The organism is Ensifer sp. SL37, assembly GCF_026672675.1.
In the GTDB taxonomy this organism is placed as follows: Bacteria; Pseudomonadota; Alphaproteobacteria; order Rhizobiales; family Rhizobiaceae; genus Ensifer; species Ensifer adhaerens.
Genome location: NZ_JAPPRN010000006.1, coordinates 1514872 through 1534210 on the forward strand (window position 1 = coordinate 1514872; position 19339 = coordinate 1534210).

Annotated in this window: 11 protein-coding genes and 1 pseudogene; 7 read left to right on the top strand and 5 right to left on the bottom strand. The window is 63.2% G+C overall.

Annotation, left to right across the window (positions count from 1 at the left end; all coding sequences use genetic code 11):
• Positions 1–32 precede the first annotated feature (32 nt).
• Positions 33–1940: a propionyl-CoA synthetase gene (locus OVA00_RS19515; protein ID WP_268089483.1), complete on the top strand. Its 1908-nt coding sequence runs from the start codon at positions 33–35 to the stop codon at positions 1938–1940.
• Positions 1941–1983: 43 nt separating this feature from the next.
• On the opposite strand, the gene OVA00_RS19520 is transcribed toward OVA00_RS19515, so the two are convergent.
• The gene (locus OVA00_RS19520) at positions 1984–2853 is read right to left on the bottom strand and encodes a LysR substrate-binding domain-containing protein (RefSeq protein ID WP_442780532.1); all 870 of its coding nucleotides are present in this window, start codon (positions 2851–2853) and stop codon (positions 1984–1986) included.
• A 140-nt stretch (positions 2854–2993) separates the two neighbouring features.
• Between OVA00_RS19520 and OVA00_RS19525 the strand changes: the two genes are divergently transcribed.
• Positions 2994–3380 (top strand): ectoine synthase, encoded by a 387-nt coding sequence (locus OVA00_RS19525; protein WP_110819702.1) that lies wholly within the window; start codon positions 2994–2996, stop codon positions 3378–3380.
• 75 nt (positions 3381–3455) lie between these two features.
• Here the strand turns inward: OVA00_RS19525 and OVA00_RS19530 are convergent.
• Positions 3456–4159: pseudogene (locus tag OVA00_RS19530) on the bottom strand (DUF1013 domain-containing protein).
• 227 nt (positions 4160–4386) lie between these two features.
• Between OVA00_RS19530 and acs the strand changes: the two are divergent.
• Positions 4387–6336 carry an acetate--CoA ligase gene (gene acs, locus OVA00_RS19535; protein ID WP_060583722.1) on the top strand — a complete coding sequence of 650 codons (1950 nt, stop codon included), beginning with the start codon at positions 4387–4389 and terminating at the stop codon, positions 6334–6336.
• Between the two features lie 124 nt (positions 6337–6460).
• Here acs and OVA00_RS19540 read toward each other — a convergent pair whose 3' ends face one another.
• Positions 6461–6661, bottom strand: coding sequence for a DUF1674 domain-containing protein (locus OVA00_RS19540; protein ID WP_034800155.1), 201 nt, complete (start codon positions 6659–6661; stop codon positions 6461–6463).
• Positions 6662–6786: 125 nt separating this feature from the next.
• Here OVA00_RS19540 and htpX point away from each other — a divergent pair, with 125 nt between their 5' ends.
• From htpX to purH, 4 genes are all read left to right on the top strand, one after another.
• Positions 6787–7746 carry a zinc metalloprotease HtpX gene (gene htpX, locus OVA00_RS19545; protein ID WP_268089484.1) on the top strand — a complete coding sequence of 320 codons (960 nt, stop codon included), beginning with the start codon at positions 6787–6789 and terminating at the stop codon, positions 7744–7746.
• Positions 7746–9158 carry an RsmB/NOP family class I SAM-dependent RNA methyltransferase gene (locus OVA00_RS19550; RefSeq protein WP_060609255.1) on the top strand — a complete coding sequence of 471 codons (1413 nt, stop codon included), beginning with the start codon at positions 7746–7748 and terminating at the stop codon, positions 9156–9158. The genes htpX and OVA00_RS19550 overlap by 1 nt, the downstream gene beginning before the upstream one ends.
• A 213-nt stretch (positions 9159–9371) precedes the next feature.
• Entirely contained in the window at positions 9372–11057 is a 1686-nt protein-coding gene (locus tag OVA00_RS19555) for a heparinase II/III family protein (protein ID WP_268089485.1), read from the top strand.
• Positions 11058–11280: 223 nt separating this feature from the next.
• Positions 11281–12891, top strand: coding sequence for a bifunctional phosphoribosylaminoimidazolecarboxamide formyltransferase/IMP cyclohydrolase (gene purH / locus OVA00_RS19560; protein ID WP_034800161.1), 1611 nt, complete (start codon positions 11281–11283; stop codon positions 12889–12891).
• Between the two features lie 56 nt (positions 12892–12947).
• Here purH and OVA00_RS19565 read toward each other — a convergent pair whose 3' ends face one another.
• Together OVA00_RS19565 and OVA00_RS19570 are read right to left on the bottom strand one after the other, a co-directional pair.
• Entirely contained in the window at positions 12948–14375 is a 1428-nt protein-coding gene (locus tag OVA00_RS19565) for an MFS transporter (RefSeq protein ID WP_268089486.1), read from the bottom strand.
• 132 nt (positions 14376–14507) lie between these two features.
• Positions 14508–19301: an NAD-glutamate dehydrogenase gene (locus OVA00_RS19570; RefSeq protein WP_268089487.1), complete on the bottom strand. Its 4794-nt coding sequence runs from the start codon at positions 19299–19301 to the stop codon at positions 14508–14510.
• Positions 19302–19339 lie beyond the last annotated feature (38 nt).

Consider the following 19339-nt stretch of genomic DNA (forward strand, 5'->3'; position numbering starts at 1 on the left):
ATGTCCGGCAATATGCGCAGGGAGGGACGGACATGGCGAGTCGCTATGCCGACGTGTACGCGGGCTGGAAATCGGATCCGCAGAGTTTCTGGTCAAATGCCGCCAATGCGATCGACTGGTTTGAAAGACCGGCACGTGCATTTGATGCGGACGCTGGCATCTATGGGCACTGGTTCGCCGAAGGCATCACCAATACCTGCTACAATTGCCTGGATCGCCATGTGGCCGCGGGCCGTGGCGAGCAAATCGCCTTCATCTATGACAGTCCCGTCACCGGGCGGGTCGAGCGCATCTCCTATGCATCTCTGCTCGGCGATGTAGCAGCGCTTGCCGCCGTCTACCGGAAACTCGGCGTTGGCAAGGGCGACCGGATCATCATCTATATGCCGATGATCCCGCAGGCGGCGGTTGCGATGCTGGCGGCTGCGCGCATCGGCGCCGTGCATTCCGTGGTTTTCGGCGGTTTTGCCGCCAACGAGCTCGCCGTACGCATCGACGATTGCCAGGCCAAGCTCATTGTGTCCGCAAGCTGCGGCATCGAACCTGGGCGCACCGTGGCCTACAAGCCGCTGCTGGATGCGGCGCTCGACATCGCGACCCACAAGCCGGCCCATTGCCTCGTCTTCCAACGCGAGATGGCGGAAGCCGCCATGACCGAGGGACGCGACCTCGATTTCGCTGCGGCTTTGGCGGCGGCCAAGCAGGCGGGAGAAGAGGTCGGCTGTACTCCGGTCGCCTCGACCGATCCGCTCTATGTGCTCTACACGTCGGGCACGACCGGCCAGCCCAAGGGCGTGGTGCGCGACAATGGCGGCCACATGGTCGCGCTCAAATGGTCGATGGAGAATTTCTTCGGCGTGCAGCCGGGCGAAGTGTTCTGGGCTGCGTCCGATATCGGCTGGGTCGTTGGCCACTCCTATATCGTGTATGGTCCGCTCCTCAACGGCAGCACCTCGATCCTGTTCGAAGGCAAGCCGGTCGGCACGCCGGATCCAGGCACCTATTGGCGCATCATTGCCGAACACGGCGTCGTGGTGATGTTCACCGCGCCGACGGCGCTGAGAGCGATCCGCAAGGAAGATCCGGAGGCTTCCCACGTTCGCCGATACGACCTGTCGAAATTCCGCGCGTTGTTTCTTGCCGGAGAACGGGCGGATCCCGATACGATCCAATGGGCAGAAAACGCGCTCGGCGTGCCCGTCATCGACCATTGGTGGCAGACGGAAACGGGATGGCCCGTGGCGGGAAATCCGATGGGGCTCGGGCTCCTGCCGGTAAAGTACGGTTCTCCGGCGGTTCCGCTGCCGGGATACGACGTCCAGATTCTCGACGATGCCGGACATCCGGTTGGCACCGGTACGCTCGGCAATGTGGTGGTAAAGCTGCCGCTGCCGCCCGGCTGCCTGCCGACGCTTTGGAATGCTGACCGTCGGTTCCGTGCGGCCTATCTCGACGAGTTTCCCGGCTACTACAAGACTGCCGATGCCGGCTACCTCGATGAGGATGGTTACATCTTCATCATGGCGCGGACGGATGACATCATCAACGTGGCTGGCCATCGCCTCTCCACCGGAGCGATGGAGGAGGTCTGCGCCAGCCACCCAGATGTTGCCGAATGCGCCGTGATCGGCATTGCCGACGACCTGAAAGGCCAGGTACCGGCCGGCTTCCTCGTCATCAACTCCAATGTTTCCCGTGAAACGTCGGAGATCGAGCGCGAGGTCATCAGCCTCGTGCGCGAACGCATCGGACCTGTTGCCGCCTTCCGCCTGGCCATCTGCGTCAAGCGGCTGCCCAAGACGCGGTCGGGCAAGATCCTGCGCGCCACGATCCAGAAGATCGCTGACCGCCAGCCCTGGAAGATGCCTGCGACGATCGACGATCCAGTCATCCTCGACGAAATCACCGTTGCGCTGCATGGGCGCGGCATCGGTGTATAACGATTGCTAAGCCGGCTCATGAATCTGCGAGGTGCATTCCGTATTAGGCGTGCACAACGGCCGCGAACCAATCGGCGAAACTGGCTGCCGCCTTCGAGCGTGTGACTTTGGTGATCAGGAAGTAGCTCTCGTCCTCCAGGGTGGCGACATCGGACAGGATCACCAGGTCACCGTTTTCGATTTCGCGGCGGAAGACTTCGACCGGGCAAAGCGCCACGTCATGGCCGGCAATGACCGCCGTCGCCAGAAGATTGAAATCCTGGAAAACCGGGCCACGCAACGTCTGCGTGGTCTCCTGCCCTGCTCTTGCCAGCCAATCGCGCCAGCGTGACGTCGTTTCGTCGTGCAGCAGATCGGCAGACGCGATTGCCTCTGGTGTCCTCAGCGCGCCTTTCCGCTCGAGATAACGGGGGCTCGCAACCGGCCGATTGATGCGGGAGAACAGCCGATCGGAGCGGGTCCCCTCGCTCTTGTCGGCGCCGAGCGTGATGAGGACGTCGCAGCCGGTTTCCCGCAATTGCTGTTCGGCCATCGCGTAGACGACCTTGACGTCCACCTCGCGGTGACGCTGCAGGAATTCGCCGAGTGCCGGGATCAGCCAGCGCGTGGCGATCGAGGGTATGCAGGCAACGCTCAACTGCGCCTTGGCGTTCAGCCGCAGCAACTCCGTTTCCGCGGCGATGCGCTCGAATGACGATGTCAACACGGCGGACAGGTTCTCCGCCTCCGGCGCCAGACTGACCCCACGCTTCGCGCGCATGAAGAGCGGCCGGCCGAACCACGCCTCCAGCAGCCGGATCTGGTGACTGATGGCGGCGTGCGTCACATGCAGTTCGTCACCGGCGCGGGAGAAGCTCGCCAGACGCGCTGCGGCTTCGAAGGCACGCAGCATGCCGAGTGGGGGCAACATCATCTGTAAGTTTTCCTCATCAAATCCTTGAGGAATCGTCGTTTGATTGGCTGTCGATGTCAACGAATACTGGGCTTCCAACCGAGGCGGGAGAGAGCTTTTCCGTTGGCGGATATTAGAGATGTTTACAGATGGAGAGGCCCATGTTCGTCCGCAGCCTGCAGCAGATCGAAGCAACTGATCATTTCGTTGAGTGGGGCAGCGGGACCAGTCATCGGCTGCTCACCGAGAGGGACGGTATGGGTTTCACCGTCTGCCACACGGTGGTGCGCGCCGGAACGGTATCGCTGCTCGAGTACCGCAACCATCTCGAAGCCTGCTATTGCATCGCCGGGCACGGCGAGGTCGAGGACATGCAGGGCAAGGTCTTCCCGATCAACAAGGGCGATATCTACGTGCTCGACCAGCACGACAAGCATTTCTTGCGCGGCGGCAAGGACGAAGACCTGATCCTCGTCAGCATTTTCAATCCGCCCCTTCAGGGGACCGAGCGCCACAACCTCAATGATCCATCCGGTTCGGCCTACTGAGCACGTTGCTGAGCACTGACCAACAAAAAAGCCCGGATCGTCGATCCGGGCTTTTTTCAATGGGCTGGACGGCGATCAGTACTGATCGTCTTCGTCCTCGTCCTTGTGCGGTCCGACTTCAGCGACTTGAGCTTGGCGAAGACGGCATCGGCGTCGATTTCCTTCTCTTCCTCGCGCTCGTAGCTGAAGCCCAGCTTTTCGGTTTCCTGGGCCGATTCCAGTGTCTGGCCGAGTTCGGCAGCCGTCGGCAGCGGACGGCCCTTGGAAGCGCGTTCGACTTCGAGGTCGAGGTCGATCTGCGAGCAGAGGCCGAGGGTTACCGGATCCATCGGCGTCAGGTTGGCGGAGTTCCAGTGGGTGCGCTCACGGATCTGCTCGATCGTCGACTTGGTCGTACCGACGAGGCGCGAGATCTGCGCGTCCTTGAGTTCCGGATGGTTGCGAACCAGCCACAGAATGGCGTTCGGGCGATCCTGGCGCTTGGAAACTGGGGTGTAGCGCGGGCCCTTGCGCTTGCTATCAGGTACGCGAACCTTCGGCTCGGACAGCTTCAGCTTGTGGTTGGGGTTGCCTTCGGCGCGCGCGATCTCGTCGCGCGAAAGCTGACCGGTCGCAATCGGGTCGAGGCCCTTGATGCCCTGCGCGGATTCACCGTCGGCGATCGCCTTCACTTCGAGCGGGTGCAGCTTGCAGAACTGCGCGATCTGGTCGAAGGACAGCGCGGTATTGTCAACCAGCCAGACGGCGGTCGCCTTGGGCATAAGCAGTTGCTGAGCCATGGATATAGTCCTTTTGTCCGCCGCGCCGGTGTCGCGGGCCGTGGAGTCTACCACTGATTTCCGGGAAATGTGGGCCTCTATACCGTCGTTGTCGCGAAATTGCAATTCTTCAGTTCCAAATGTCCTTTTGTCTAATTGCGGCGGGCATTTGACCTGCTATGAATGTGCGCGAAACGGGGGAGCCCTAGGAGGGGCGAACCGCACTAGGAATGCGTAGGGAGGAAAATATGTCCGCCAAAATCTATCCGGTGTTGAAGTCTGCCAAGAGCCGGACGCTGCTTGATAACGCCACTTACCTGAAGTGGTACGAGGAGAGCGTTTCCGATCCGGCAAAGTTCTGGGGCAAGCACGGCAAACGGATCGATTGGTTCAAGCCCTATACCAAGGTCAAGAACACGTCCTTCAAAGGCAAGGTCTCGATCAAGTGGTATGAAGACGGCCTTACCAACGTCTCTTACAACTGTATCGACCGCCACCTGAAGACGCATGGCGAAAAGACTGCCATCATCTGGGAAGGCGACAATCCCTATATCGACAAGAAGATCACCTACAACCAGCTCTACGAGCAAGTCTGCCGCCTTGCCAACGTCTTGAAGAAGCATGGCGTCAAGAAGGGCGACCGCGTCACCATCTATATGCCGATGATCCCGGAAGCATCCTATGCGATGCTCGCCTGCGCCCGCATCGGCGCCATCCATTCGGTCGTCTTCGGCGGCTTCTCGCCGGACGCACTTGCCGGCCGTATCGTCGACTGTGAGTCCACCTTCGTCATCACCTGCGACGAGGGCGTGCGCGGCGGCAAGCCGGTCCCGCTCAAGGAAAACACCGATACGGCAATCGACATCGCGGCCAAGCAGCATGTCATCGTCAACAAGGTTCTGGTCGTGCGCCGCACCGGCGGCAAGACCGCCTGGGCACCGGGCCGTGACCTCTGGTACCACCAGGAAATCGCGACCGTGAAGCCGCATTGCGAGCCGGCGAAGATGAAGGCGGAAGATCCGCTGTTCATCCTTTACACCTCGGGCTCGACCGGCAAGCCGAAGGGCGTGCTGCATACGACCGGCGGCTACCTCGTTTACGCGTCGATGACACACGAATATGTCTTCGACTACCGCGATGGCGAGGTCTACTGGTGCACCGCCGACGTCGGCTGGGTCACTGGTCACTCCTATATCGTCTATGGACCGCTCGCGAATGCGGCGACGACCGTGATGTTCGAAGGTGTGCCGAATTTCCCGGACGCGGGGCGTTTCTGGGAAGTGGTCGACAAGCACAAGGTCAACGTCTTCTACACCGCGCCGACGGCGATCCGCTCGCTGATGGGCGCCGGCGACGACTTCGTCAAGCGCGCCTCGCGCTCGTCGCTTCGCCTGCTCGGTTCGGTCGGCGAGCCGATCAACCCGGAAGCCTGGGAGTGGTATTACAACGTCGTCGGCGAGCAGAAGTCGCCGATCGTCGATACCTGGTGGCAGACCGAGACCGGCGGCATCCTGATCACGCCGCTGCCGGGTGCGACCGATCTCAAGCCCGGTTCGGCCACGCGGCCGTTCTTCGGAGTTCAGCCGCAGCTCGTCGACAACGAAGGCAATGTTCTGGAAGGTGCTGCCGACGGCAACCTCTGCATCACCGACAGCTGGCCGGGCCAGATGCGCACGATCTACGGCGACCATGCGCGTTTCGGTCAGACTTACTTCGCCACCTACAAGGGCAAGTATTTCACCGGTGACGGCTGCCGCCGCGATGAGGACGGCTACTACTGGATCACCGGCCGCGTCGATGATGTCTTGAACGTCTCCGGCCACCGCCTCGGTACGGCCGAAGTCGAATCGGCGCTCGTGTCGCATCATCTCGTCTCCGAAGCGGCCGTCGTCGGCTATCCGCACCCGATCAAGGGCCAGGGCATCTATTGCTATGTTTCGCTGATGGCTGGTGAAATCGGCAACGACGAACTGCGCGCCGCCTTGGTGAAGCATGTCCGTTCGGAAATCGGGCCGATCGCGACGCCGGACAAGATCCAGTTCGCTCCGGGCCTGCCGAAGACCCGCTCGGGCAAGATCATGCGCCGCATCCTGCGCAAGATCGCCGAGGATGACTTCGGTGCGCTCGGCGATACCTCGACGCTCGCCGATCCGGCCGTTGTCGATGATCTGATCGCGAACCGCCAGAACAAGGCCTGACGTTGAAAACCGCCGCGCGTCTCTTGGACGTGCGGCGGTTCTCCTCTCGTCGCCAGGTGGCCGTCGAACCATTTCGTGAGCCGGATTCAGATCGAGGTTGCAGGCGCAGGCGCCCGACCTGAACTTAGAAGTCGATCGCCCGACCCTTGATCTCCCAGTCGCCGTAGCGGGCTGGATCTTCACCTCCGCGCCCGCCGATCTCCTGCGGCAGTTCCTTCTTGATCTCCGCCTGACGCCGCTCTTCCGCTTCCTTCAGCGCCCGCACAGCGGCGGGCGGCAGCGGCTTCTTCGGGCGGTCGGCGGCGTTGTCATTGTCGTTCTGCATCTGAACGGTATCCGGATTCGAGCATCAATATTGAAGAATTGGGTGTTTGCACCCATCATATAGGATGCCGTTCCCCGGACGGGAACCCTGATTCACGTGAAACGTAGACGACCCGGAGCCTCCTGATGAACCTTGTCCGCACCGCCATGCTGCTTGCAGTCATGACCGCCCTGTTCATGGCGGTAGGCTTCGCCATTGGCGGACGGGGCGGCATGATGATCGCCTTCGTCATGGCCGCAGGCATGAACTTCTTCTCCTATTGGAACTCGGACAAGATGGTGCTGCGCATGTACCGCGCGCAGGAGGTCGATGAGCGCAGTGCCCCGGAATATTACGGCATCGTGCGTGACCTCGCCCGCAATGCCCGCCTGCCGATGCCGCGCGTCTATGTGATCGATAGCCCGCAGCCGAACGCGTTTGCCACCGGTCGCAATCCGGAGAATGCCGCGGTCGCCGCGTCGACCGGGCTGCTTCACGCTCTCGACTATGACGAGGTCACCGGCGTGATGGCGCATGAACTCGCGCACGTGCAGAACCGCGATACGCTGACGATGACGCTGACGGCAACCCTTGCCGGCGCGATCTCGATGCTCGGCAACTTTGCCTTCTTCTTCAGCGGCAACCGTGAAAACAACAATCCGCTCGGCTTCATCGGCACGCTTGTCGCGATGATCGTGGCGCCGATGGCGGCAATGCTGGTGCAGATGGCGATCAGCCGGACGCGCGAATACTCGGCCGACCGTCGCGGCGCCGAGATTTGCGGCAAGCCCCTGGCGCTCGCTTCGGCGCTGCAGAAAATCGCAGGCGCCGCCCATCAGATCCACAATGACGATGCCGAGCGCAACCCAGCAACGGCGCATATGTTCATCATCAATCCGCTCTCCGGCGAGCGCATGGACAACCTGTTCTCGACCCATCCGAACACCGAAAACCGCATCGCGGCCCTGCAGCAGATGGCGCAGGAGATGTCTTCGGTCTCGACGCCGCCGGTTCGTGCTGATAATCCCGTGCGCAAATCGCGCTCTGTGCCCTCTACCGGATGGGGTCGCGGTGGTTCCGAACCGCCCAAAGGTCCCTGGTCCTGATGTCTGCAGAAAACAACAACGATTCACGTCCGAAACGATCGCACCGCAACGGCGGCGCAGCGAAATCGAAGAAGCCCGCTCCGGCGCCGCGTGGTCCGGAGAAGCCGGGGTTGAGGGCTCGTCAGGCCGCCGCGAAGATCTTGGCAGCAGTCATCGATCGCAAGACGTCGCTCGACGGCATGCTCGACAGCGAGCACGGCAACCCGGCCTATCGCGAGCTTAACGAAGCCGACCGCGCTCTGGTCCGGGCAATACTCAATTCCGCCCTTCGCCATCTCCCGCGCGTGCAGGCTGCGATCAATTCGCTGCTGCAGACGCCCCTACCGGAGGGTGCGCGGGCGCTGGAGCATGTGCTTGCCGTGGCCGCGGCACAGATCCTCTATCTCGACGTGCCCGATCATTCCGCCGTCGATCTCGCCGTCGAACAGGCGCAGAACGATCCGCGCAACCGCCGCTTCGCCAATCTCGTGAACGCCGTGCTGCGGCGCCTGTCGCGCGAAAAGGAAGCCGTTCTCGAAAGCACGCGCCATATTCCGGCGATGCCGGAATGGTTCTTCGAGCGCCTCATTGCCCACTACGGCGCAGCCGCGGCCGAGAAGATCGCCGAGGCGCAGTTGACACCGGCGGCAATCGATCTTTCCGTCAAATCCGAGCCTGCGGCTTGGGCCGAGCGGCTTGGTGGCACCGTCCTGCCGACCGGCTCTGTGCGGCTCGGCGCATTCTCCGGCTCCATCCCCTCCTTAGCCGGATTCGATGATGGCGGCTGGTGGGTCCAGGACGCGGCTGCATCGATCCCTGCGCGGCTCTTTGGCGACCTCAAGGGCAAGCGGACCGTCGATCTCTGCGCCGCACCGGGCGGCAAGACGGCCCAACTCATTCTTGCCGGCGCCGAAGTGACGGCGCTGGACCAGTCCGGCAGCCGCTTGCGCCGGCTGAAGGGCAATCTCAAGCGGCTGGGGCTCGAGGCCGAGACCAAGGAAGTCAACATGGCGGACTTCCAGCCGGAAGCCCTGTTCGATGCGGCGCTTCTCGACGCTCCCTGCTCCTCGACCGGCACGACACGACGTCACCCTGATGTGTTGTGGACCAAGGGACCGGAAGACATCGAAAAGCTTGCCGACCTGCAGGAGCGGCTGCTTCGTCATGCGCTGACGGTGGTCAAGCCCGGTGGCACCGTCGTCTTCTCGAATTGCTCCCTCGACCCGCGTGAAGGCGAAGAGGTCGTTGCCCGGGTTATCGGCTCGGGCGATAACTGTGAGCGCGTTCCGATTTCCGCAGCGGATTGGCCGGGGCTTGAGGACGCGATCACGCCGGTCGGCGAAATGCGGACGACGCCGGCCATGCTGCCGCTCGATGCACCGTTTTCGAGTGGCCTCGATGGTTTCTACGCGGCGGTGATTCGGCGCAAATAACAGCGCAAACTAAGCTTTCAGCAGCTCGAACTGGGCCTCAAGGCCCTGTTTCACCGCATCATTTGACGCTTTCGACCGGGAAGCCTATCAAAGATGGCAGGATTGATAAAAGTTTAATGGTCTTCGCGGCACCATGCGGACGCTGGCGCGAGGTCCTGGCGCGTTCCGATGATGTGAGTGATCGTGCCAGAAATGAGGTAACCGGCGGCGTTGATGTTGTTTTCCGGCAGGCAAAGGCTTTCTTACCTGTATGTGCGTGAAGGCTGGCGCCGCGTGTCGCGTCGCCTGTCGATCGGGCGCGTCTCCACTCTGCGCTTTACGGGCTCCACCCCCAATCGCCTGATTGTTGCGCCGACGGATCTGAGGGCCGTCGATCCCTTTGTCGCGGAAGAAATTCTTGCCGGGCGCTTCCCTCTTGCCGGCCGCGTGCTCGACACGGAGGGCGAGTCGCCGTTCGAGATCGATCTGCCGTCGCGCGAATTTGCTGCCCGGCTGCATTCCTTCGGCTGGCTGCGGCACCTGCGGGCGATCCGCGAGGATGCGGGTTTCGTCCGGCTGCGGCAGATCGTCGACGACTGGATCGGCACCCATGGACGCGATCTCGGCGGCATCGCCTGGGATGCGGATATCATGGCGCAGCGCATCATCGCCTGGCTGTCCCATTCGCCGGTGGTGCTGCGCAATGCCGAGCATGGCTTCTACCGCCGTTTCCTGAAAAGCCTGGCGCTGCAGGTGCGCTATCTCAGGCATATCGCCGATACGGTGCGCGACGGCGAGCAGAGGCTTCGCGTGCGGCTTGCGCTTGCCATGGCGTCGGTTTCCATGCCGGCATCGCCCGGCGCCATCCGCAAGGCATCGCGCCATCTCGATCTCGAACTCGACCGCCAGATCCTGCCCGACGGCAGCCACTTCTCGCGTAGTCCGCGCGCGGGCCTTGAGTTGTTGCTGGATCTGCTGCCGCTCCGCCAGACCTACGTTAATCTCGGGCATGACGTGCCGTCGCGCCTCATTCCCTGCATCGACCGGATGTACCCTGCCCTGCGCTTCTTCCGGCACCAGGGCGGCGAACTCGCGCTGTTTAATGGTGCTACCTCGGTTCTGGCGCATGAACTGGCGTCAGTGCTGCGCTATGACGAGACGGCCGGCGAACCCTTCCGCTCGCTGCCGCACGCCCACTACGAACGTATGGCCATGGAAAACACCGTTGTCATCATGGACACCGGCCGGCCGCTTTCCGTAGACCTGTCGCGCAGTGCCCATGCCGGCTGCCTGTCCTTCGAAATGTCCTCGGGCAAGACGCGCTTCGTCGTCAATTCCGGCGCCCCAAAGTTTGCCGGGGAGCGATTCCGCCAGATGGCGCGGATGACGGCTGCCCATTCGACCGTGACGGTCAACGACACGTCGTCGTCGCGCTTCTCGCAATCGCGCTTTCTCGGACCGATCATGACGTCGGGCGTCAAGCACGTGACGGCGGCCCGCAAGGACGAAGCGGGCGGGCTCGAATCGGTGACCGCAAGTCACGATGGCTATCTTGCCGCCTTCGGCCTGGTCCACGAGCGTGGCATCGGTGTTTTGAACGGCGGTCGCATGGTCCGCGGTCGCGACCGGCTGTCGCGCGCCGACGGCAGCGACCCGGAGGCAAGCGATACCGCGATTGCCGTGGCGCGGTTCCACATTCACCCGGCGGTCGCCATTCGCCAGAACAGCGCCCGCGAGATCTTCCTGACGGCGCCCGATGGCGAGATCTGGCTGTTTGCCTGCCAGGATGGTGACCTTGCCGTCGAGGAGGACATCTTCTTTGCCGATCCTTCGGGTATCCGGGCCTCGCAGCAGCTGACGGTGACCTTTGCGATTGCGCAGCAGCCGGAGATCCAGTGGACGTTTTCACGCGCGAACTGAGCCTTCTGTCTTGACGACAGGCACGCCCAAGAAAGCGCCTCAAGTTTTCCGTTCGCGTTTCAGGAGCGATCGCATTGATGAATTTGGATCGATCCGATCCAGATTCATCGCGATCTTCAGGCCCGGCGAGGTTCCTTCGCCCGGCAAGCTATGCTAACGGGCAGCCATCTCAACCGCCGGAGCTTCCTCCCGGGGCGTCCGGCGCCGCCAAAGGAGCATGGTTGTGGCTGTCGCCTCCAAGAAAATCCCCGCCCCGAACGAGGTTACGGTCCGCACCGCCCTCCTCTCCGTCTCCGACAAGACGGGCGTCGTCGAACTCGCGCGCGCCCTTAACGAAAAGGGCATCCGGCTCGTTTCGACGGGCGGGACCCACAAGGCACTCTCCGAGGCTGGCCTGCCGGTCAGCGACGTTTCCGAGCTGACCGGCTTTCCCGAGGTCATGGACGGCCGCGTGAAGACGCTGCATCCGGGCGTTCACGGTGGCCTCTTGGCGATCCGTGACGATGCCGATCACGTTGCGGCCATGTCGACGCACGGCATCACCGCCATCGACCTCGCGATCATCAACCTCTATCCCTTCGAAGAGGTCAGGGCCAAGGGCGGCGACTACCCGACGACGGTCGAAAACATCGATATCGGCGGCCCGGCGATGATCCGCGCCTCGGCCAAGAACCATGCCTATGTGACGATCGTCACCGATCCGGCCGACTATCCGGTGCTGCTCGAAGAGCTTGCTTCCGGCAAGACGACCTATGCCTTCCGCCAGAAGATGGCCGCCAAGGCCTATGCCCGGACTGCCGCCTATGACGCGGCGATTTCCAACTGGTTTGCCGAAGCGCTCGACACCCCGATGCCGCGTCACCGGGTGATCGGCGGCGTACTCAAGGAAGAGATGCGCTACGGCGAGAACCCGCACCAGAAGGCAGGCTTCTACCTGACGGGCGAGAACCGCCCGGGTGTCGCCACGGCGACGCTGCTGCAGGGCAAGCAGCTCTCCTACAACAACATCAACGACACGGATGCCGCCTTCGAGCTGGTGGCCGAGTTCCTGCCCGAGAAGGCACCGGCGGTCGCGATCATCAAGCATGCCAACCCTTGCGGCGTCGCGACCGCGCCGACGCTTGCCGAAGCCTATCGCCGAGCGCTTGCCTGCGATTCCACCTCGGCTTTCGGCGGCATCATCGCGCTCAACCAGGAGCTCGATGCGGAGACGGCCGAAGAGATCGTCAAGCTCTTCACCGAAGTGATCATCGCGCCTTCGGTCAGCGATGCGGCCAAGGCAGTGATTGCCCGCAAGCCGAACCTGCGTCTGCTTGCGACCGGTGGCCTGCCGGATCCACGCATTCCGGGTCTTGCCGCAAAGACCGTCTCGGGCGGCCTGCTCGTGCAGACGCGCGACAACGGCATGGTCGAGGATCTCGAACTCAAGGTCGTCACCAAGCGCGCGCCGACGCCCCAGGAACTCGAAGACATGAAGTTCGCCTTCAAGGTGGCCAAGCACGTGAAGTCGAATGCGATCGTTTATGCCAAGGACGGCCAGACGGCCGGCATCGGCGCCGGCCAGATGAGCCGTGTCGATTCCGCTCGCATCGCCGCGATCAAGGCTGAAGAAGCCGCAAAGGCGCTGGGCCTTGCAACGCCGCTCACCAAGGGTTCGGCTGTTGCCTCCGAAGCCTTCCTGCCGTTTGCCGACGGCCTGCTCTCGGCGATCGCCGCGGGTGCTACGGCCGTCATCCAGCCGGGCGGCTCCATGCGTGACGAAGAGGTGATTGCGGCTGCGAACGAGCATGGCGTCGCCATGGTCTTCACCGGCATGCGCCACTTCCGCCACTAAGATCGTCGGGGCGGGCGCTGGGCGTCTGTCCGGAATTGGCCGCTAAGGCCCAACAGTCAGAAGCCGTCGCTTCCCCAGGATGCGGCGGCTTTTTTGCGACCGTCATCGGCCGGATAGGGCGTGCGCAGAAGGATCAGCAGGCCGATCACCAGAAAAGCAATCAGCGCCATCATGCCGATCCGTGCCGAGCCGGTGGCAAGCGTGATCGTGGCAACGGATGCGGGGGCGAGGAACGAGGTGGCCCGGCCGGACAGCGCATAGAGGCCGAAGTAGCGACCGGCCTCGTCGAGGCTGACGCTGCGGGCGAGGTAGGAGCGCGACGAGGCCTGAACGGGGCCGAAGGCGACACCGACGAGCAGGCCGTAGAGAATGTAGGCCTTTTCGGCGGCCGTGCCGAACAGGCCGCCGGTATCTTCCATCGACAGCGGCAGCAGCCCGAACAGCGTGAAGCCGGGGCCCGTCGAGACGATGCCGATCGTGGCAATCGTCAGGCAGATGAGGCTGGCGGTGACGATCACCTTGGAGCCAAGGTGCGCATCCAGCCAGCTGGCGCAGAGGCAGCCGCCGATCGCGACGATGTTGAGAATGATGCCGTAGACGCCGAGCTCCAGGGTCTGCCAGGCGAACATCGCGGCCGCGAAGGTGCCGCCGAGTGCCAGAAGACCATTGACGCCGTCCTGGAAGATCATGCGCGCGATCAGGAAGCGCAGGATCCCACGCCTTTCCCGAAGCTCGACGAGGGTGCCCTTGAGCTCCCTGAGGCCAGTGACGGTTGCCTTGCCGAGCGACATCGCCGCCTTGGTGGCATCCGGCGTGAACAGGAACATCGGCAGGATAAAGACGAGGTACCAGACGGCGGAGATCGGGCCGGTAATGCGTGCATCCTCCCCCTTCGCCGGATCCAGGCCGAACAGAGGGTCGATGCCAAGTGCCGTCTTGCCGGTCTCAGGACTTCCGGCAAGCAAGGCCACGACGGCGACCAGCACGATCATGCCGCCGAGATAGCCGAGCCCCCAGGCGATGTTGGAAATGCGCCCCACGTCCTTCTCCGGCACCAGACGGGGCATCATCGAATCGTTAAAGACGATCGAGAACTCGGCCGCGACCGTCGCGAGGATCATGAAGATCGCCGGATAGAGGATCGGCGAGCCGGGGGCTGCGAACCAGAGCATAGCCAGCGATGCGATCTTGATGACGGCGAAGAAGGCGATCCAGGGTTTGCGCGGACCGGTGGCATCGGCGATCGAGCCGAGCACCGGCGAAAGAACCGCGATGATGATGCCCGAAACCGTGAGCGTGTAGCCCCACATCGCCTGGCCGACCGCATGGTCCTCCGTCAGCCGCGATACGAAATAGGGGCCGAAGATGAAGGTGGTGATGACGGTGAAGAAGGGCTGCGCGGCCCAGTCGAACAGCATCCAGCCGCCGATGCCCGCACGGGACGTGCGTGGCTGGTCTTCAGTCCCCCCGGCCGAAATCTGCAAAGTCCCCTCCCGAAACGACTGCGCCACGCGTCCCCTCGAACGCGCGGCGCAGCCTATCTTCAATTGAACCGATTCCAAAAGGTCTGGAACCGGACGCGGGCGAAAAAACTGCCCGCATCCTCTTTTGCACCGTTACTTGGCCCTTCCGCGTGCCAGGTCGTTGAGGAGACCTGCAGCGACGGTGATCTTGGCAAGCGTCGTTTCACCCTTCTCGGTCAGAAGGCGCAGCTGGCCAGTCGCCTGGGCGACACGGACGCGCTCGCTTTCTTCCCAGGCCGCAACCGGGTTGCGCTCCTTCTTCTGTTCGCGCAGGGCTGCCGCGGTGATATCCCGGCGTGCAGCGGCGATATCGGATACGGCGCGTGACAGAGCCATGGCCTCGAACTGCTCGGTTGCCGGAACGCGATCGGATGCCGCCAGCAGGCGGTTGATGCGAAGCGTGTCGGTGACGGCGAAATAACCTTGCGCCGTGCGGCTCAGCGTCTCGCCGGTTTCTGCGGCAATCTGCATGATCTCGGGCACCAGCGTCATCAGCGCCAGTTCCGAGATTTCCTCGGCGAGCTTGGCGGGAACGCCACCCTCGACGAAGGCTGCCGTCTTCAACCGGGCTTCTTCGGCGCTCTCGCCGGACACTGCAGTGCGCATGGTCGCACGCAGCTTCTGCAGGCCGTCGCCGAGGCGCGATACGGCCTCGGAGACCGAGCCGGTCGCCGCATGGGTGCGCAGCGCCCGCTCGGTGACCAGCGTGAAGATGCGGCCGACTTCCTGGTAGAGGATGTTCTGCAGGCCGCCCCCGATCTTGTTGTCGAGCGCGTCGATCTCGTCATAGATCCGCGGCAGGTCGAAGCCGTCGAGCGCCAGCACCGCCGCCTTGACGACGTCGGCCGAGAGGAAGCCGGTGGCGTCCGTCAGGGTCGAGACAAAGGCCGGACCACCGCGGTTGATGACCTCGTTGGCGAGGATCGTCGCGATGATTTCGCGGCGCAGGCGGTGACCGTGGATATCGCCGGCATAGGCCTTGCGCATCTTGCCCGGGAAGTAACGCTCGAGCGTCGCCGTGAAGTACGGATCGTCGGGCAGCTCGCTCGCAATCAGCTCATCGAAGAGAACGAGCTTGGAGTAGGAGAGCAGCACGCCGATCTCCGGGCGGGTCAATGGCTTGCCCGCCTGGTAACGCTCGGTCATGGCCTGGTCGGTCGGCAGCGTCTCGACCTTGCGGTTGAGATGGCCGTCGGCCTCCAGCCGGGTCATGAGCCGGCCGAGCGTCGTGCGGTTGCCGAGCCCTTGCATGGCGGTCAGAGAGATCGCCAGCGACTGCTCGTAGTTGTTGCGCAGCACCAGGTGGCCCACTTCCTCGGTCATCGAGGCGAGCAGCGTGTTGCGCTTCGGACGGGTCAGGCGACCATCGCGCATGGCGGAAGCCAGCGCGATCTTGATGTTGACCTCGACGTCGGACGAGTTGACGCCCGCCGAGTTGTCGATGGCATCCGAGTTGCAGCGGCCGCCATTGAGGCCGAAGCCGATGCGGCCCTTCTGGGTGACGCCGAGGTTGGCGCCCTCGCCGATGACGCGGGCGCGGACCTCTTCGGCTGCCACGCGAATGGCGTCGTTGGCGCGATCGCCAACTTCGGCGTCCGTTTCGTTGCTGCCGCGCACATAGGTGCCGATACCGCCGAACCAGAGCAGGTCGACCTGGCTCTTCAGGATCGCGTTCATGATCTCGAAGGGCGTTGCCTTCTGCTTGTCGAGGCCGATGGCAGCCATCGCCTCAGGCGTCAACGTCACCGACTTCTCGGCACGCGAGATGATCATCGCGCCGTTCGAAAGCGTCTTGCGGTCATAGTCCTGCCAGCTCGAACGCGGCAGGTCGAACATGCGCTTGCGCTCGGCAAAGGACCCATCGATATCCGGATTCGGATCGATGAAGATATCGCGATGATCGAAGGCTGCGATGAGGCGGATCTTCTCGGACAGAAGCATGCCGTTGCCGAAGACGTCGCCCGACATGTCGCCAACGCCAGCAACGGTGAAGGGCGTCGTCTGGATGTCGGTGTCCATCTCACGGAAGTGCCGCTTGACGGTCTCCCAGGCGCCGCGGGCGGTGATGCCCATCTTCTTGTGGTCGTAGCCGGCGGAACCGCCCGATGCGAAGGCGTCGTCGAGCCAGAAGCCCGCTTCCTGTGCAAGGCCGTTGGCCGTGTCGGAGAAGGTCGCGGTGCCCTTGTCGGCAGCAACGACGAAGTAAGGGTCGTCGCCGTCATGGCGCTGCGTGTCGGCCGGCGGGACAACATCCTGGCCGACGATGTTGTCGGTGACCGACAGCAGCGTGCGGATGAAGGTCTTGTAAGCTTCGGTGCCGGCCTTGAAGATTTCGTCGCGGGTGCCGCCCACCGGAAGCAGCTTCGGATAGAAGCCGCCCTTGGCGCCGACGGGCACGATAACGGCGTTCTTGACCTGCTGCGCCTTCACCAGACCGAGCACTTCCGTGCGGTAGTCCTGGGCGCGGTCCGACCAGCGCAGGCCGCCGCGGGCGACCTTGCCGAAGCGCAGGTGCACGCCTTCGACCTCGGTGCCGTAGACGAAGATTTCGCGGAACGGATGCGGTTCCGGCAGACCGTCGAGCTGCTTCGGGTCCAGCTTGAAGGCGAGGACTGCGCGCGGTTTTCCGTCGGCGTCATGCTGGAAGTAGTTGGTCCGAAGGGTCGCTTCGATCGCGTTGACGTAGCGTCGCAGAATCCGGTCCTCGTCGAGGCTCGGAACGGCCGAGAGCGCGTCCTCGATCGCCGACAGCAGCGCGTTGCACTTCTTGGCGCGCGGCTTTTCCTCGAGCTTCGGATCCATGCGGGTCACGAACAGCTTGAAGATATCGGCGGCAATCGCCGGATACTTGTTCAGCGTGTCGGCGATATAGCCCTGAGAGTAGGTGATGCCGGCCTGTCGCAGATAGCGGGCATAGGCGCGCAGCACCGTCACTTCGCGGGCGTTGAGGCCCGCAAGTAGGATCAGCCGGTTGAAGTTGTCGTCCTCGATCGCGCCGTTCCAGGCGGCCAGGAACGCCTCTTCCAACGCCGGGCCGGATTTTTCGAGGTTCAGCGCAAGGCCATCGCGATGGATCAGCTCCATGTCGTGCAGCACGACCTTGCGCTTCTCTTCGCCATGGGCATTGACGCCGATGTCGTAGGTCTGTTCGCTGATGACCCGGAAGCCGAGGTTTTCAAGCAAAGGTACGCGGCGCGACAGCGACACGGGTTCGCTGGCGTGGAAGATCTTGAGCTCGGCGGTGTCCGGCCGCGAGACGGCGCGCGGATAGTGGTAGAACTCGATGCGGATCGGATCCGGGCCCTTGCAGGCGGCGATGTCGGCCAGATCGGCATAGGCTTCCGCCGGCGTGAAGAACGACTGGTAGGCATTGTCGACATCGAGCTCGATGCCGTCCTTGCGGGCAAGCAGGTCGAACCGGTCGATCCAGCGGGTGACGATGCCGCGAACGGCTTCTTCGAGCTTGGCCTGCGGAATGCGCGGCGTCTTGCCGGCGGAGCGGCCGATGATGAAGTGGACGCGGGCAAGGCCCCCTTCCGGGAAGGCCGGGTAGTAGGCGGAGACGCGGCCGTCATAGACCGTCTTCAGGTAGTCGCCGATCTTTTCGCGCACATCCGAATCGTACTGTTCACGCGGCACGAAGACGATGACCGAGACGAAGCGGTCGAAATGGTCGATGCGTGGCAGCACGCGGATGCGCGGCCGGTCGCCGAGCTCGTTGATCTGTTCGCAGAAGGCGGCAAGCAGGCCGACATCGATCTGGAAGAGATCGTCGCGCGGATAGGATTCGAGCGTGTTGTCGAGCATCTTGCCGGAATGGCTCTGCGGATCGTAGCCGAAGTGATCGACGATCTTTTCGATCTTGTGGCGCAGCAGCGGGATCTCGGCCGCCTGGCGGGTATACGCCGAGGAGGTGAAGAGGCCAACGATGCGCAGTTCTCCGGCGACATTGCCGTCGGCGTCGAAGCGCTTGACACCGATATAATCCATATAGGCGCGGCGATGGACGACCGATTTGACGTTGGCCTTGGTGACGATCAGGAAATCCGGGCTTTCGAGGAAGGCGAGAATTTCAGGTGTAGTCAGCACCGCGTCCTTGCCCTGGCGCAGCACGCGCACATCGGGATTGGAGAGCATGCCGAGGCCCCTGCCCTTGCCGCGCTCGACCATCGCCTTTCCGCCCTTGCCGGAATAGGTGTATTCGCGCATGCCGAGGAAGGTGAAGTTGTTGTCACGCAGCCAGCGGAGGAAGGCGAGCGCCTCGTCGCGGTCGCTCTTCTTGCGCGAGGCGTTATATTCCTCCAGCTCCTGCATCGCATGATCGAGCAGCGCGGTCATCGCTGGCCAGTCGTGCACAGCCTGGTGCACCTGCTCCAGCACGTCGCGAATGCGGTTGCTGAGCTGTTCGGCCTCGACCGGCGCGAGCTTCGTCAGATGGATCTGGATGTGGCTGACGCGGTGCGACGGATCGCTTTCCTCTTCGGGATCGAAGAGCTTTGCCGGCTTGCCCGGTTCCTTGACCAGGATGGGGTGGATCGCGAGGTGAATGTCACGGTGGGTGCTGGTGATTTCCCCCATGACCGAATCATAGAGGAACGGCATGTTGCGTTCGGTGACCGCGATGATCGACACCTCGGTGCCGCCAGGTGCTACACCGGCGACGGTTTCGACGGAAACCTGCGGCTTGCCGCCATCCCAGCGGGCGAGTTCCTGATAGGCATGGGCGGCCGTCAGCGCCAGCATGTCCGCCGAATAGAGATCGAGGTCATCGTTGCTGGCCCCACCGAAGAGGATCTCCGGCGCCAGCGCCTCGACGCCCAGTTTGATGGCGGCCGCCTTCGCTGCGTCGATGTGTCTGTCCCGCTTCGGATTGTATTTCACGCCCATGAAGTCTCTCCCATTCATGATAGGCCAAACCCTATCAG